Source organism: Nannocystis exedens (assembly GCF_002343915.1).
GTDB lineage: Bacteria > Myxococcota_A > Polyangia > Nannocystales > Nannocystaceae > Nannocystis > Nannocystis exedens.
In genome coordinates, this window is the sequence record NZ_NETK01000001.1 from 4,971,518 (window position 1) to 4,987,137 (window position 15,620).

At 71.6% G+C, this 15,620-nt stretch carries 9 protein-coding genes; 5 read left to right on the forward strand and 4 right to left on the reverse strand.

The window, feature by feature from the left end; genetic code table 11:
* The first annotated feature begins 332 nt into the window (after positions 1-332).
* The 3 genes from NAEX_RS19575 to NAEX_RS19585 all read left to right on the forward strand — a co-directional run bounded on the left by NAEX_RS19575 (position 333) and on the right by NAEX_RS19585 (position 6,613).
* Positions 333-3,464, forward strand: coding sequence for a DEAD/DEAH box helicase (locus NAEX_RS19575; protein ID WP_100792907.1), 3,132 nt, complete (start codon positions 333-335; stop codon positions 3,462-3,464).
* Between the two features lie 7 nt (positions 3,465-3,471).
* The gene (locus NAEX_RS19580; protein ID WP_096329010.1) at positions 3,472-4,995 is read left to right on the forward strand and encodes a phytoene desaturase family protein; all 1,524 of its coding nucleotides are present in this window, start codon (positions 3,472-3,474) and stop codon (positions 4,993-4,995) included.
* Between the two features lie 490 nt (positions 4,996-5,485).
* On the forward strand, positions 5,486-6,613 hold the full coding sequence (locus NAEX_RS19585) for a DUF4350 domain-containing protein (RefSeq protein ID WP_096329011.1): 1,128 nt from the start codon (positions 5,486-5,488) through the stop codon (positions 6,611-6,613).
* A 336-nt stretch (positions 6,614-6,949) separates the two neighbouring features.
* Here NAEX_RS19585 and NAEX_RS19590 read toward each other — a convergent pair whose 3' ends face one another.
* The 3 genes from NAEX_RS19590 to NAEX_RS50430 form a co-directional block, all read right to left on the reverse strand.
* The gene (locus NAEX_RS19590) at positions 6,950-8,731 is read right to left on the reverse strand and encodes a hypothetical protein (protein WP_096329012.1); all 1,782 of its coding nucleotides are present in this window, start codon (positions 8,729-8,731) and stop codon (positions 6,950-6,952) included.
* Positions 8,731-9,678 (reverse strand): hypothetical protein, encoded by a 948-nt coding sequence (locus tag NAEX_RS19595; RefSeq protein WP_096329013.1) that lies wholly within the window; start codon positions 9,676-9,678, stop codon positions 8,731-8,733. The genes NAEX_RS19590 and NAEX_RS19595 overlap by 1 nt, the downstream gene beginning before the upstream one ends.
* A gap of 261 nt (positions 9,679-9,939) precedes the next feature.
* Positions 9,940-12,510: a hypothetical protein gene (locus tag NAEX_RS50430; protein ID WP_170135844.1), complete on the reverse strand. Its 2,571-nt coding sequence runs from the start codon at positions 12,508-12,510 to the stop codon at positions 9,940-9,942.
* 234 nt (positions 12,511-12,744) lie between these two features.
* On the opposite strand from NAEX_RS50430, the gene NAEX_RS50435 reads away from it, so the two are divergent.
* On the forward strand, positions 12,745-13,254 hold the full coding sequence (locus NAEX_RS50435; RefSeq protein WP_170135845.1) for a TlpA family protein disulfide reductase: 510 nt from the start codon (positions 12,745-12,747) through the stop codon (positions 13,252-13,254).
* 14 nt (positions 13,255-13,268) lie between these two features.
* On the forward strand, positions 13,269-14,849 hold the full coding sequence (locus tag NAEX_RS19605; RefSeq protein WP_143140461.1) for a formylglycine-generating enzyme family protein: 1,581 nt from the start codon (positions 13,269-13,271) through the stop codon (positions 14,847-14,849).
* Between the two features lie 44 nt (positions 14,850-14,893).
* Here the strand turns inward: NAEX_RS19605 and NAEX_RS50440 are convergent, their stop codons facing one another.
* On the reverse strand, positions 14,894-15,514 hold the full coding sequence (locus NAEX_RS50440) for a hypothetical protein (RefSeq protein WP_170135846.1): 621 nt from the start codon (positions 15,512-15,514) through the stop codon (positions 14,894-14,896).
* Positions 15,515-15,620: the final 106 nt, after the last annotated feature.

The window sequence follows — 15,620 nt, forward strand, 5'->3', positions numbered from 1 at the left end:
CGCCTTCGCCCGCGTCAGCGCACGCACGGGAGCGACCCGGGCGAACGCCCCCGGAGCGGCCCCTGCATGCGCACCCGACACCGCCTTCACCCGTGATCGGGCGCGGGCTGCCAGGCAAATGCGCCCCGATGCAAGATTGGGGGTGGACCCGCGATACGGCCCGTGTTAAAGCACCTGCGGACCCTCCGCCGACCTGGCGTGTATTCGCCGCGGTCGCCGTCGGGCCCATGTGCTTGTTGGAGCTCTCGGCGACTCCTCCGCGGGTCGCCGCGCGGGTCCGGCTACCGAGGCGTGGCCGCCCGTGTCTGGCCCGTCATCGTCCCAGGATCTGCGTGTCCACACTCGAAGCGTTCCTCCCCCTGTTCGAGCCGGAGTCGCTGGCGAAGATCGCCAGCAAGAAGGCGTACGCCGCCGGCGTCGAGCTGTTCGAGGCCAAGGCCGTCAGCGACATCGTCTTCGCCGGTAACTGTCTCAAAGGCAAGGTCAAGGGGTCGCATCCGCAGCCGCACGCGACGACCATCAAGCTGCTCGAGTCGGGCGCCGTCGAGGCGATGTGCGACTGCCCGACCTTCACCGACGGCTGGGAGAAGTTCTGCCACCACGCCGTCGCGCTGGCGCTCGCGCTGCGCAAGCAGTACCAGGCCGGCGGCGAGATCACGATGACGCAGAACCCGTGGACCGCCGAGGTCACGGGCACCGGCGCCAACGCCCAGCGCTACACGATCGAGGCGCGGCGCGGCAACTGGCACGTCATGGTCTTCCGCGGCGGCGGCACGCCGGTGGTCAGCCGGCGGCGCTACGAGGGCATGAGCCCGGCCGACCGCGTCATCCATCACTACCTCTCGCAGGAGGTCGACGACGCCGACGACGGCGGCCACGTCATCGACGACATGGCGCTCTCGGGCCTCCTCTACTTCGCCCGCGTCGGCAGCACCGTCAGCCTCAAGGGCGTCGGCAAGCTGCAGTTCGCCGGCGAGCCGCTGACCCTGCGCGTGCGCGCCGAGCCGCGCCCGGGCGACAACAGCGTCGTCTTGCACGCCTTCCTCGAGCAGCGCAGCACCGGCCGCGACCTCGAGGTGCCGGCGGGTCGCATCATCGGCGGCGCGCCGACCTGGTTCCTCTTGCCCGAGACCGCCGAGGTCTTCCTCGTCCCCGACACCCCGCCGTGGGTGCTCGAGGCCGTCGCCAAGCAGCCGCGGATCGTCATGGACGCCCGCGTCAGCGCCCAGGCGATGGACGCCCTCAGCGAGTCGCTCAAGACCGTCGGCGTCCCGCATCAAGACCTGTTCGCGCTCGCCTCCGACTCGCGCAAGATCGACGCCATCATCGCCACCGTCGAGGGCGACGCCTCGCAGATCAAGGTCGCGCTGGCGGCCCGCTACGGCAACGTCACCATCGGCATCACCGGCAGCGAGCCCGAGTCGGCGCGCTACACCATCAACCTCGGCGACCAGCCGCTCAGCTTCTACCGCGACCTCGAGGGCGAGGCCGTGGCCCGCAAGGCGCTGACCGACCTCAACCTCAAGTACAACCCCGACGCCGACGGCTTCGTCGCCACCGGCGACGCCGCCGTCGAGTTTACGATCGTGGGCATCCCGCTCCTGCCCGAGACGTGGGAGAAGCGGGTCCCGCAGCTGCCGCGCGTGCGCAGCAAGTCGCCGACCCCGCGGCTGTCGGTGCGCAGCAAGGAGGGCAGCGTGCTCGACCTCGACGCCATCGTCGACGTCGAGGGCGAGGAGGACCTGATCTCCTTCCGCGACCTCCTGCGCTGGCTGCACGAGGGCCGGCGGTGGATCACCCTCGCCGACGGCTCGGTCGCCAAGCTCGACCCGCAGATCCTCCAGCCCGTGGCCGAGGCCGCCGGCGCGATCGAGTTCGACAAGAAGGGCCACGCCGAGATCAGCACGCTCGAGCTCGGCACCTTGACCCGCCTGCTCGGCGCCGTGCCCTCGGCCGACGTCGCCAAGGAGGTCAAGCGGCTGATGGAGAACATGACCGGCGAGCGCTCGGCCAAGGCGCCCAAGCGGGCCAAGACGCTCAACGCCAAGCTGCGCGAGTACCAGCGCTCCGGCTTCGCGTGGCTGTGGCAGCTCCACGAGAACCAGATGACCGGCATCCTGGCCGACGACATGGGCCTCGGCAAGACGGTCCAGGCGCTCGCGCTGCTGACGAAGGCCAAGGAGGAGGAGGGCGACCAGCCGACGCTGATCGTCTGCCCGACCTCGGTGCTGAGCGTGTGGAAGCAGGAGGTCAAGAAGTGGGCCCCGAGCCTCGTGCTGACCACCTGGCACGGCGCCGACCGGGCCGAGAACCGGCGCATGCTCAAGAAGGCGGACGTCGTCGTCACGACCTACGCGATCTTGCGCCGCGACATCGACGAGCTGAGCAAGATCCGCTGGCGCTACGCCCTGCTCGACGAGGCGCAGTACATCAAGAACTGGGCCACCACCACCGCCAAGAGCGCCAAGCAGCTGACCGCCGACCACCGCCTCGCGCTCACCGGCACCCCGGTCGAGAACCACCTCGCCGACCTCTGGGCGATCTTCGACTTCCTCGCGCCCAACTTCCTCGGCAAGCTGTCCGACTTCCAGAAGAACTACGTGCGCCCGATCGAGGACGGCGACACCAAGACGCTCGAGGCCCTGCGCGCGCGCATCCGGCCGTTCGTCATGCGCCGCAAGAAGGAGGACGTCGCCCAGGAGCTGCCGCCGAAGACCGAGCAGACGCTGTTCGTGCAGTTCGGCCGCAGCCAGCTCGGCCTCTACAACCGGATCCTCAAGACCGCGAAGGACGAGATCAAGGGCCGCATCGAGGAGGTCGGCCTCGAGAAGTCGCAGATGACGATCCTCGCCGCGCTCACGCGCCTGCGCCAGGTCTGCTGCGACCCGCGCCTGCTCGGCCTGCCCGACGCGTCGACCTTGCCGCCGTCGGCCAAGCTCGAGGCGTTCAAGGAGCTCATGGCCGACTGCGTCGGCTCCGGGCGCAAGGTTTTGGTGTTCTCGCAGTTCGTCGAGATGCAGAAGCTGCTCGGCGACGCCCTCACCGAGCTGAAGATCCCCTACCTCTGGCTGCACGGCGGCACCAAGAACCGCGAGGAGCTGGTCCAGCAGTTCCAGAGCAAGGCCGGCCCGCCGGTGTTCCTCATCTCGCTCAAGGCCGGCGGCTCCGGCCTCACGCTGACCGAAGCGGACACCGTCGTCCACTTCGACCCGTGGTGGAACCCGGCCGTCGAGGACCAGGCCACCGACCGCGCCCACCGCATCGGCCAGGACAAGCCCGTCATGGTCTACCGCCTGGTGTGCGAGGACACCGTCGAGCAGAAGATGGTCGAGCTCGGCGCCCGCAAGCGCGAGGTCGCCGAGAGCGCGCTCGGCCGCGACGTGTCGGCCGGCAAGAAGCTCACGATGGAAGACGTCGAGGCGCTGCTCGAGAGCCCGAGCGCCGCGGCGACCTGGGACCAGTGAGGACACCATGACCGGCGACCCCGACGCGATCGTCATCGGCTCCGGCCCCAACGGCCTGGTCGCCGCCTGCATGCTCGCGCGCGCCGGCCTGCGCGTGCTCGTGTGCGAGGCCCACCCGCGGCGCTGGGGCGGCGCGCTCGGCTCCGAGGAGGCGACGCTGCCCGGCTTCGTCCACGACGTCGGCGCCGCGTTCTTCCCGTTCCCGCGCATCAGCCCGGCCTTCCGCGCCCTCGAGCTCGAGAAGCAGGGCGTCGAGCTGTGCTTCGCCGAGTTCGACAGCTGTCACCCCGCGCCCGACGGCTCGGTCGCGTGCATCAGCCGCGACCTCGACCTCTGCGCCCGTCACTTCGGCGACCCGCGCGACGGCGAGACCTTCGCCGCGCTGGCTCGCTGGTACCGCGGGGTCGAGCCGGCGGTGCTGGGCATCTTGCTCAACACGCTGCCGACGATCTCACCTGTCCTGAAGTTACTGCCGTTCGGGATCTTCAAGCTCGCGCGGATCTTGCTGTCCTCGGGGGCAGGTCTGGCGCGGCGGCTGTTCCGCGGCGAGGCGGCCCGGCGCGTCATGCCGGGCCTCGCGCTGCATGTCGACGTCGGCCCGCGCGACCCGCTCGGCGCCGCGCTCGGCTTCATGCTCGGCATGACCGCGACCACCGGCGGCTACTCGAGCCCGCGCGGCGGGGCGCAGGTGCTGGCCGACGCGATGGTCGCCGACCTGCGGCGCCACGGCGGCGAGATCCGCCTCGCCAGCCGCGTCGACCGGGTCCTCACGGAGGGTCGCCGGGCTGTCGGCGTCCGCCTCGCCGACGGCACCGAGCTGCGCGCGGCCCGTCGCGCCGTGCTCGCCGACACCGCAGCCGCGTCACTCCTGCTCGACCTCGTCGAGCGCGACCTCGTCCCCAGGCGCGTGGTCCGCTTCATGGAGAAGTTCCCGCAGGGCTGGGGCACCTTCAAGGTCGATTGGGCGCTGTCGTCGCCGGTGCCGTGGGCTGTCCCCGAGGCCAGGCGCGCCGCGGTCGTCCACGCCGGTGACAGCCTCGCCGACCTCGAGCGGTTCACCGCCCAGGTCCGTCGCGGAGAACTCCCCGACAACCCCTACCTGGTCGTCGGTCAGCAGAGCCTCGCCGACCCGACGCGCGCCCCGGCCGGCAAGCACACGCTGTGGGCATACTCGCGCGTGCCGAGCCGGCCCGCCGGCGGCTGGCAGGCCCACGCCGAGGCCTTCGCCGACCGCGTCGACGCCCGCATCGAGGGTCTCGCGCCCGGCTTCCGCAGCACCGTGCTCGCGCGCCGGATCGTCGCGCCACCTGACCTCGAGGCCATGGACGCCAACCTCGTCAGCGGCGACCTCGGCGGCGGCTCGAACGCCTGGCACCGCCAGCTCATCTTCCGGCCGATCTTCCCGTACTTCCGCCACCGCATGCCCGTCGAGGGTCTCTACCTGTGCTCGAGCTACGCCCATCCGGGCGCAGGTGTGCACGGCATGTGCGGCTACAACGCGGCCCACATCGCGCTGCGCGACCTCGGCTGAGCTCCGCCTTCATCGGCCTCGATCGCGACGCCGACGCTCGCGGCGAGGCTCGATGCGGAAGACCTCGCCGTCCTCGACCGTGGTCCGCGAGCAGGGCCGGGTTCGATGCCGGCGGCGGCCTGATGGACACGACGGATCGCACCACGTCACCGGCGTCCTCGCGCGAACTCGATCCCCTTTGCGACCGGGGCCTTCGCCGGCGCTGCGATCGTGCGTGACGGATTGCCGTCGGCGTACGCGCTGCTCTTGCGACCTCGTCCGCTCGACGGCGCGCAGGTCACGTCGTGCGAGACATTCGTGCTCGGCGACGCGTCGATCGCCGTCGCAGCTCCAGCAACCCCGGATAAAAGCCGCCTCGCCGCGTCACCCGAACACATCTGCACGCTTCGCCCTGAGAGCGCCCCGGTGATGACCGCGTGAGGCTGTGCGCGCGCCGACGCGCGAGCGAGTGCGTCGCCACGCGGCGGCGCACTCGCTACCATCGACCGGCATGAAAACCTGGTTAGGTCCTCTCTCTGCGCTGCTCGGCGCCGCGATCGTCCTCGCCGCCCCGGGCTGCGGCAACACCAACAATAACGTCACCGCCTCCGAGAGCGGCTCCGACTCCGACGCCACCGCCGGCCCGACCTCCACCGCCACCGACGGCACGGTCACCGCGAGCGGCAGCGACAGCGACAGCGGCGAGACCGAGGGCACCGGCTCGGCCAGCATGACCTCGCTGCCGACCACCGGCGACCCGACCGCGGGCACCGACACCTCGCAGACGACGTCGACCACCGACCCCGACACGACCTCGACCACGAGCCCCGTCAGCACCACCGGCCCCGACACCGCCACCGATCCGGGCACCTCGAGCACGACGGACAGCGGCACGACCGAGCCCGACTGTGTCCCCGCGGGCGACGAGGTGTGCAACGACCTCGACGACGACTGCAACGGCATCGTCGACGACGTCGACGTCGGCGGCGACGGCATCTGCGACTGCCTCAACATCGCCATCTTCGGCAACGAGGGCGCCAACCCCTCCGCCGAGTTCCAGGCCTGGCTCGAAGCCCAGGGCACCCAGGTCGACCGGATCTCCCTCGACATCACCCCGATCGATGCGGTCACCCTCGACAAGTACGACATCGTCATCCTCGACTGGCTGGTCCGCACCTACAGCGCCGACGAGGCCGCCCTCATCAAGACCTGGGTCGACGGCGGCGGCGGGCTGATGTCGATGACCGGTCACACCAACAACCAGACCGTGGTCGAGCGCCCGAACTCGATCATCGCTCCGATGGGCCTGGCCTACAACGCGAGCCAGGGCTTCTTCAGCGGCCCGGTGACGCAATGGGCGCAGCACCCGATCACCCAGGGCATCACCTCGGTGTCGTTCTACGGCGGCCTCTACATCGACATCACCGACGACGGCGTCGCCACCAATGAGGTCATCGGCACCCTGCCGCAGGGTCCCGTCGCGGTGGCGCAGGTCCGCAACGACGGCAAGCTGTTCATCTTCGGCGACGAGTGGATCGAGTTCGACTCGGAGTGGCAGCAGATCCCGCAGATCAAGCAGTTCTGGGTCAACATCCTCGCGTGGCTGTCGCCGCAGAATTTCTGCACGATCCCGCAGTGAGCGGACGGGTGAGCTCGTCACCGGCGAGCCCGGCCGAGCCGCTCCCGCCCTGGCCGGCGGCCCGATCGTGACGGCCTGTCCTCGCGCCCGCCCGACGCCCGTCACTCGCGGGCGTGGCAAGCCCGAGACGCCAGGACCGCCGCTGCTCGCACGGACGACCTGTCTCTTGTGCCATGTCTCTTCGCGCCGCTCGGCGTCACGCGAGCGTGGCGAATACGTCGTTCCAGTTTTTACCCCGCGTCAATTACCCGTTTCACGACGCATGCCTCTTCGCGCCGCTCGACGCGCGCCGCGCGCGATCGACCCTGTCTCTTGTGACATGTCCCTTCGCGCCGCTCAGCGCAGGTCGAAGGTCCGCAGCACCGCCCGCCCGGCGAGCGCTCGCAGCCCGGGCGCGAGGCACCACGGGTACAGCCACCAGAAGCCGGGGAGGATCGGCAGCAGCGCGCGCCCGGCCTCGGCCCCGACCTGGCGCGTCTTCTCGCCCGGGGCGGTGACCACCAGCGCCCCGGCGGGTACCGACGAGTCCGTCTCGAAGTGCAGGCGCGCGCCGAGGTCCCACATGCGCAGCAGCGCGACGCGGCGGATCGACGCCTCGTCGGCCGCGTGGTGGACGACGTACGGCTCGCGGGGCCCGCGGTGGCGCAGGCGGTCGAGCGGGCGCAGCAGCGAGGCCTTCCAGCCCGGCTTGTGCTTCGGCCGGGCGCCCTCGCCCTCGGCCAGCGGCCGCGACATCAGCGTCCGCCACGCCGCGTCGACCTCGGCCCCCGACAGCCAGGGGATGTAGACCGCCAGCATCACCTGCACGAAGGTCCCGACGTTCATCGCCACGTCGATCACCAGGTGCATGATCACCCCGACGCCCAGCCACAGCCGCTTGCCGCACAGCCACCGCAGCACCCACGCGTGCTGGCGCGGCCGGCGGGCGCGCAGCCACAGGTAGCTGCCGACCAGCAGCGCCGGGAACGCGAGCACCCCGGCGGCCACGAGCGCCTGCGCCTGCTCGCGCGTGAGCGGCACCGGGCCCTCGCCCGGGCTGTAGTAGTACCAGGCCGTCAGCCCGCCGACGTACGCGAGCGCGCCGATGACCGCGGCGACCAGCGCGTACGACAGCGCGCGCCGCCACGCCTGCACCTTGGGCCATGTCCCCGCGGACGCCTCGCGCTCGAACCGTCGCAGCGCCAGGCCGACCAACGCCAGCGGGAACAGGGTCTCCCACGCCTTGGTGACCCAGGTCGAGAGCGGCAAAAAGCCGATCATGTGCAGGAAGGTGGCGACCTGGATCTGCACCGGGTGGCGGTAGAAGTGGTCGAGGCTGAGCGCGTAATAAAGCGCAGTGCCGTCGAACCAGGTGAGGCCGCTCTTGAGCGAGCCGGTGGCGCAGTAGATGATGGCGAGCTGCAGCATCATCAGCCGCAGCGGCCACGCGGGGATCTTCCGCAGCGCGGGGACGACGACGCTGCCGGCCAAGAGCTCGCGCTTGCGTCGCCACCAGGCGTCGAGCGAGTAGGCCTCGCCCCAGCGGGTGAGCAGGCCGAGGAACAGGAACACCCGCAGGACCGTGTCGCCGCCGCTGTAGAAGATCGGGCTGTAGCTGTAGAAGGTGTTGACGAGGAACCAGCTCAGCAGCGTGCTGAGGCGCGTCTTGACGCCGAGGATCATCGCCGTGACGCTGGCGCAGGTCAGCGCGAACACGGCCCACACGAAGGCCGGGTCGGCGCGCAGGTGGAACAGCGAGAACTTGGCCCACAGCGCCGGGATGAGGCTCCACCAGTGCTCGAAGCCGTGCTCGGGGTCCCACAGCCGCCGCAGCTCGCCGCCGTAGTTCTTGCGCGCCATCGCCGGCAGCCACAAGCCCTCGTCGGTGAACAAAAAGCGCAGCAGCGGGATCAGGTCGAGCAGCGTCCACAGCACGACGACGCCGAAGACGATCCGGAACAGCCCGGCCGGCCGCGGGTCGACCCGCTCGAGCCACAGCCGCCGCCACAGCTCGGGGCGGATCAGGAAGAACGCCAGCGCGCAGCCGAGGCCGAGCCACAGCGCACCTGTCGCAAGGGACATGTGCGCCGACAGGTCGACCGCGGGCGCCTTGGCCGGGGCGAGCAGCGCGGCCAGCATCAGTCACCCCCTCCGTCGGCCCCGCCGCCCTCGTTGCCGCCCTCGTTGCCGCCGCCCTCGGCCGGCAGCGCCGGCTCGTCCGCGTCGCCCTCGGGGGCCGGCGGCTCGTCGCTCTGCGCGCCCTCGGGCGCCTTGCCCTTGCCCTCGGCCCCGCCACGCGTGGTGTCGACGGCGCGCCGGCGCTGGAGGATCCGCGCCTTCGCCTCGGCCCGGTCGTGCCAGGTGTTCTGCTCGATGTCGACGAACGCGCCCTCCGGCAGCGGCGCGAAGCCGTAGCGCGCGCGGATGTCGTTCGGCAGCTGCGCGTGCGGGGTGGTGGCGCAGTCGAAGCCCTTGAGGTCCTCCTTGTGCAGCTTGAGCTCGAACGGGTCGAAGCCCATCGTGGCGATCGCCTTCGCCGGCGGCGGCACCTTCGTCCACATCTTGGTGAAGTTGACCCGCACCGGCGCCTCGCCGCCGTGGGTGCGCGCCCACTCGCGGCAGACCCACGCCGCGTACGGCGACTGGTAGCGCTCCTGCTCGATGAGCCGCCGGTTGATCTTGCCCATGCGGTCGTAGAAGAAGTACGGGTAGTCGCGCCGGCCGTAGATGTCGTGCAGCAGGTCGAGCTCCTCGCCGGCCTGCGTCACCACCCGCACCTGCAAGAACTGGTTGGTCCGGTGCGGGTTGGGGGCGAACATCGCCCAGCTCTGCACGCTCGAGGTGGCCCGCATGTACGCCCCCGAGCGCAGGATGCCCGCCAGCTTGCGGTTGAACCGCTCCGCCAGCCCGGCCGCAGGCGTCGTGTGCTGCAGCAGCGCGACCGTGTGATAGGCGATGAACAGGCTGACCAGCAGCGCCGCCCACCCGCGGTAGGCCCACGGCTGGTCGGACGGGTCCTCGGCCGCGGGCGCGCGCAGCAGCGCGTCGGCCAGCCGCGACGACGGCTGCTCCGCTGCCTGACTCATGGCACATGCTCCATCCGACCTGCTCGATGGGACAGACGCATCCACGCCCCGACCGTGCGCGCCTCCCTGCTCGCCGGCCTCGCACGCCCGACGCGGCCCGCCCCTGCCTCGCGTCCCGAGGGCGGCGCGCCCTCGAACCCATGGCCTTTACGACATGTCCCAAGCGCCATCATAGTATACCGATAAGCCAGACGTTCTCGACGACCCACGACTGGCGGCCCGACGCCGCGCGCAGCGGGGCGGTCCGCGTTGAAGAAGATTCTACTCGCCATCGCCGCCTCCCTCGTCCTCGGCGCCGCGGGCCGGCTCGGGCGGCGGTTCGCTCGCCGCGGGCGGGCTGGTGCCGGGCGCGTTGACGCTGGCGGCGCGGGGCTGCGGGCTCCCGCCCCAGTCGCGGCGCGAGGCCCAGCTGCGCCGGCGCTGCTCGGCCTGGCGGGCCTGCTTCTCCCGGGCGGCCTCGAGCTCGCGCAGGTCGGCCGCGTCGAGCTCGACGCCGTAGCGCTGCTTCATGAACGCAGGCAGCTGGCCGTTCTTGAGGCAGCTGTGGGTCTCGAGCAGCTCGAAGGTGGGCTTGAGGTCCTTGGGCCGGTACCAGCCCTTGGTGGCGACCTGCTCGGGGGTGGGGATCCGCGTGGTGATCCGCCAGGTCTCGACCTTGGCCGCGGGGGTGCCGTACTCGATGAACCAGTTGCGGCAGACGAAGAACGACCACGGCCGCAGGTACGACTTGCCCTTGCCGATCATGCGCCGATGCATCTTGCGCATGCGGTCGTTCCAGATCCACGGGAACGGCCGGTAGCTGTAGCTGTTGTAGCCGATGTCCCAGCGCGTCCCGTCCGGCAGCACCACCACCGTCTTCATGAAGGTGTTGGCCCGCGGCGGGTTGGGCGCGAACATGTTCCAGCTCTGCGAGGTGCCGGTGACGCTGAGGTAGCTGCCGAACACGCCGCGGGCCGCCGACCGCCACTGGCTGAAGATGTTGCTGCCGGGGAACAGGCTCAGCCCGACGGCGCAGAAGTGCCAGGTCATGAAGCCGAGCGCGATCGCCCGGTACAGCGCCCCGCCGGCCAGCCCCGGCGCGCCCCCGGGCGCGGCGCTGTGTGGCCCTTCGGACATGCCCTTGAAGACATGCCGCAGGCGCCGGCCGAACAGGCGGAACACCAGGGCGACGGCGGCGACCAGGCCGAGCCAGCCATAGACGAGGTACCCGACCTCGCGGTCGCCGCCGATCCGCTTGTAGACGATCGCCAGCAAGAGCAGGCCGAGGACGACGACGATGGCGTCTGGGATCTTCGCGCCGCGCGCGGGCAGGTCCTCGGGCCGCTGGGCCGGGCCGAACCATCGCTCGCTGCCGGCAGGCAAGATCCGCCGCAGCCCGGTGCGCCGGGCCTGCCGCCACAGCCAGTGCAGCGCCGCGGCGATCTCCTCGCCGCGCAGCCACGCGACGTAGACCATCAGCATGATGAACGGGAACATGCCGATGTTCATGAACAGGATCAGAAACCCGTGGAAGACGACGCCGAGGCCGAGCCACAGCCGGCGCCCGAGCAGCCACCGCTGCACGAACGCCTGATCGATCGTCCACCCGCGCACGCGCAGCGGCCAGCGCCCGAGCAAGAACCACCCGGCGACGAGCAGCGGCACCACCACGCCCATGGCGATGTGCACGCGCAGGATGCCGGCGCTGACGATCGCGGCGGCCTGCTCGGGCTGGTTCTTCGGCAGCTCGCCCACGTACGGGTAGGCGAGCACGCTGATGCGGTAGAGCGCGAAATAGCCGAGGAGCAGCGCCACGCGGCCGAGCCAGCGGCGCCACGGCCGGTCGTGGGCGACAAACCACGGCTGGTCGCGGTGGCGCAGCTGGAACCCGAGGATCGCGCCGAGCATGGCGATCGCGAAGTGCTCCTCCCACCAGCGCGTCACCCACGTCATCAGCCGGAACAGGTTGGTGCCGAAGATCGCCGAGACCTGCTGCGTCCACTCCTCGAAGCGGTAGAAGTGGTCCATGTTGAGCGCGTAGTAGAGCGCGTCGCCCTGGACCCACACGTTGCCGGTCTTGACGATGCCGGTGGCGGTGTAGATCGCCACCAGCTGGGCCATGATGAGGTAGCGCGGCCAGCTCGGGACCAGGCGATAGACCGGCTGCTTGCCCGGCTGCGCCGGCTCGCCGACCTCCTGCAGCTTGCCGGCCCGGCGCAGCAGCTTGCAGCGGACCCAGTTGTCGACGCTCCACGCGTCGCCGGTGCGGGCGAAGATCAGCACCCACCACAGCGTGCGGTACACCGTGTCGGTGCCCTCGAGGTAGAGCCCGTTATGGTTGTAGATGCTGCACACCAGCAGCCAGGACAGCACGCCGGTGAGCCGCGAGAGCACCCCGAAGGCGTACAGCAGCAGCACGCCGAAGGTCGCGTACATCACCCACTCGACGCCGTCGGGCGACGACCAGAAGTAGAACAGCGAGTGCTTGCCCCACAGGTACTTGAGGACAGCCCAGCTGTCGAGGAAGCCGTCCTCCGGGGTCCAGCCCATCAGCGCCGAGCTGCCGAACCGCGAGCGCGCCTCGTCGAGGTCGTAGAGGCCCTCGTCGCTCCACAACATGCGCCAGTACGGCTTCAGGTTCCAGAAGCACTGGATCGTCATCAGCGCGGTGCCGATCCGCAAGGTCGCGAACATGCGCGGGTCCTCGAGCGCGAGCAGGCTGCGCCGCACCGACTCCATCCGCGTCGCCGCCCACGCCAGCGTCGCCACCACCACCGCCAGACACAGCCAGCCGACGTGGCTGCCGAGCTCGGGGGGGACGCGGCTGAAGTCGAGCGCCTCGGGTGCCAACATCGGGTGAGGCCGCCGACACTAGCACGTGGAGGACCCTCCTCAGCGCCCGTCAGGCGCGCGCAAAATTTGCGCGATGGTCGACATAGAGGCGGCTGGCGCCGCCTGGGCCGGCGAATCTGCCGGAGGGTCGAGGTCGGGCGCGCGCGTCGTGAGCTGTCCCGAGAGACATCCGGTCGGGCGGATCTGCGGCGCCGAGGCTTTCGCGGGCGGGCGGGTTCGCGGTACAGGAGAGCCGTGCCTTGGAGCAGGCGGCGGGTGCTGGGGCTCGTGGCGGTCGCGGCCGGGTGTCGCCCGCCGGAGATGCCGCCGTCGGCGCCGAGCAGCCTGCTCGGCGAGGCGGCGCCGCAGTTCTCGCGGCGGGGGCTCGACGGGCGGGTGGTCGACCTCGCGGCGCTGCGCGACCGGGTGGTCGTGGTCGAGTTCTTCGCCCGCTACTGCGAGCCGTGCTGGCGGCACCTGCCGAAGGTCCAGCGCTGGGCCGCGCGCCAGCGCGACGTCGCGGTGATCGGCATCGGCGCCGACGAGTTCGCGGGCGACACCCAGGCGATGGTGCGCGCGCTCGGGGTCGCGTTCCCGGTCGTCCACGACAGCGGCCTCGTGCTCACCGCCCGGTTTCGGGTCGACAAGATCCCCTCCACCCTCGTCCTCGACCGCGGCGGGCGGGTCCGCTGGCGCTCGTTCCCCGGCGACGGCGTCGGGGCGATGGACCGCGCCGTCGCGGCGGTCCGCCGCGCGCCCGATTGAGGTACGCTGGTCGCGTGTCCGCCCCCCGTCCGGCCGCGCTCGCGTTCGGGTTCGCCGTGGTCCTGTCCTCCGGGACAGGTTGCCGCAACGCCAACCTCGCCAGCACCATGGCCCAGACGCCGAGCTACGAGCCGGAGGGCCAGACCCGCTGCGGCGTCGCGCGCAGCCACGCGCGGCCGCTGATCATCGAGTGGCCGGCGCACGACCGCAGCGAGCTCGAGACGCTGGTGGCCGAGGGCGAGCGGAGGGTCGCGGTCCGCTACGAGGGCTGCGAGATGGAGCTGCTGCGCGGCTGCACGGCCCCCGGCAGCTACCGCTACCAGGGCGTGCAGCCGAAGCGCGAGGACTACGTGTTCAAGCGGGCCGACGACCTGTACGCCAAGATCCCGCTCGGCGCGGCCAACCTCGAGGCGGAGCTCGAGCGCCACGGCGCGCTGACGCTCGGCATGACGGTGGTCGGTCGCTGGCAGGGCGGCCACGGGCGGCCGGCGCGGATCGACCTGCGCGGCGATTGCGAGCGGGCGACGCACGTGATCTCGGGGCTGTCGGTCGGGGCGTTTCGCCTGTCCTCCGAGGCAGGTGCGGAGATCCGCGGCGAGGCCGGGTGGATGAACGCGGGCGGCGGAGCCGGCTCGTCGGCGGCGCGCGGGCTGGTGCGCAGCGACGGCGACCTCGAGGCCTGCGGCGACGCCCGCGACGACGGCCCGCCCGACCGCTGCCACGCGCTCTTGCGGGTCGAGGTCGAGGCGATCCGCGAGCCGGCGGAGGTCGCGGCGGCGCGGGCCCGGCAGGTGTGCCCGCGCGACGCGGCGCTGGTCGAGGGCGGCCGCTTCCGCGCCAGCGTCGGCGGCCAGGTCGAGGTGGCCGACTTCTGCCTCGACCGCGAGGAGGTGCGGGTCGCCGACTACGCCGCCTGCGCCGCCAAGGGCCCCTGCTCCGAGGCCGCCACCAGCGCCCGCTACAAGAGCTCGCCCGAGGAGCTCGCGTGGGCCAGCGGGCAATGCAACGGCGCCCGCCGCAGCAAGCGCCGCCACCCCGTCAACTGCATCAGCTGGAACCAGGCCGCCGCCTACTGCCAGTGGGTCGGGGGCCGCCTGCCGACCGAGGTCGAGTGGGAGTGGGCCGCCCGCGGCGGCGACCAGGAACGCACCTACGCCTGGGGCGAGCAGGAGCCGGGGCCGCGGCTGGTCAACGCCTGCGGGGAGGAGTGCGCGCGCGCGCGCGCGCGGCTGCAGCCCGAGCTCAAGCATGGCCTGAAGGACATGCCCCCCGAGACATGGCTCAAGTTACACAGCAAGAGCGACGGCGAGGTCGGCACGGCGCGGGTCGGCAGCTATGCGGCCGGGCGCGGCCGGGGGCAGGTGGCCGACCTGGCCGGCAACGTGTGGGAGTGGACCGCGAGCGCGGAGGTCTCCTATCAGACCGGCGAGGAGCAGCAGATCGGCTACGGCGGGCCCGACACCGGCCGCCGCGCCACCCGCGGCGGCGGCTTCCTGTCGACCGACGACGCCGACGTGCGCACCACGGCCCGCCGCCTGCGTGACCTGAAGGACAGGCGTCCGGACCTCGGCTTCCGCTGCGCGTACGATCCGTGAGCGCGACGAGGCCTTCCTGGCCCGAAGGACAGAGACAGGCTCGCTCACCAGGGGCAAAGCCGGCGGCAGGCATCGTCGAGGCAGGCGGTCAGCGGCTTCCACAGGGTCATCGACGGGCCGTCGGGGGGGCCGTACAAGTTCATGGTGACCGCGCACGGCCCGTCGCATTCCTGGCCATAGCAGCCGTTGGTCTCGGCGCACTGCTGGATCGCCGTGCAGCCCGCGTCGGCGTGGCAGGCGTCCCACTGCATCAGGCAGTCGGTGCAGATGCACGCGTTGCACTCGTCGCCGGGGTCGACCTCGGCGAGGCAGGCCTCGACCGGGTCGGGCATCGTCGTGCTGCTCGGGTCGCCGGTGGTGGTCGCGACGCCGGTGGTGGTCGTCGTGCTCGTGCTCGTGCTCGTGCTGCTCGCGCCGTCGCCGGTGGACGTGCTCGTGCTCGTGCTCGTGCTCGTGCTCGTGCTGCCGCTGCCGGCGTCGCTGCCGCCGCTCGCGCTGCTCGAAGTCGAGCCGTCCGTGGTGTCGGGCGAGAGGCTGGTGACGTGGGTGGTGACGCCGGTGACGGTCGTCGTCGGGCCGTCGCCGCCCTCGCGGCAGCCCGCCAGAGCGAGCACCAGGGCCAAAATCAGGGGGAAGATCAGGGCGGCGGGGGGGAGCCGGTCCATGCGGCCCGACGATACCCGCTCGCTTGCGCGCCGGTCAAAATCGCGCAATAGGCGCGAAAGTGACCTCGCGTGGGGGCGCGAAAACGCCGGCGCAGAGGCTGCGCCG

Bases quoted from the DNA above. Each gene is read 5' to 3' on its own strand.
- NAEX_RS19590 (WP_096329012.1), bottom strand. From the start codon at position 8,731: ATGCTGGCCGCGCTGCTCGCCCCGGCCAAGGCGCCCGCGGTCGACCTG.
- NAEX_RS50440 (WP_170135846.1), bottom strand. From the start codon at position 15,514: ATGGACCGGCTCCCCCCCGCCGCCCTGATCTTCCCCCTGATTTTGGCC.
- NAEX_RS19580 (WP_096329010.1), top strand. From the start codon at position 3,472: ATGACCGGCGACCCCGACGCGATCGTCATCGGCTCCGGCCCCAACGGC.
- NAEX_RS19585 (WP_096329011.1), top strand. From the start codon at position 5,486: ATGAAAACCTGGTTAGGTCCTCTCTCTGCGCTGCTCGGCGCCGCGATC.
- NAEX_RS50430 (WP_170135844.1), bottom strand. From the start codon at position 12,510: ATGTTGGCACCCGAGGCGCTCGACTTCAGCCGCGTCCCCCCCGAGCTC.
- NAEX_RS19595 (WP_096329013.1), bottom strand. From the start codon at position 9,678: ATGAGTCAGGCAGCGGAGCAGCCGTCGTCGCGGCTGGCCGACGCGCTG.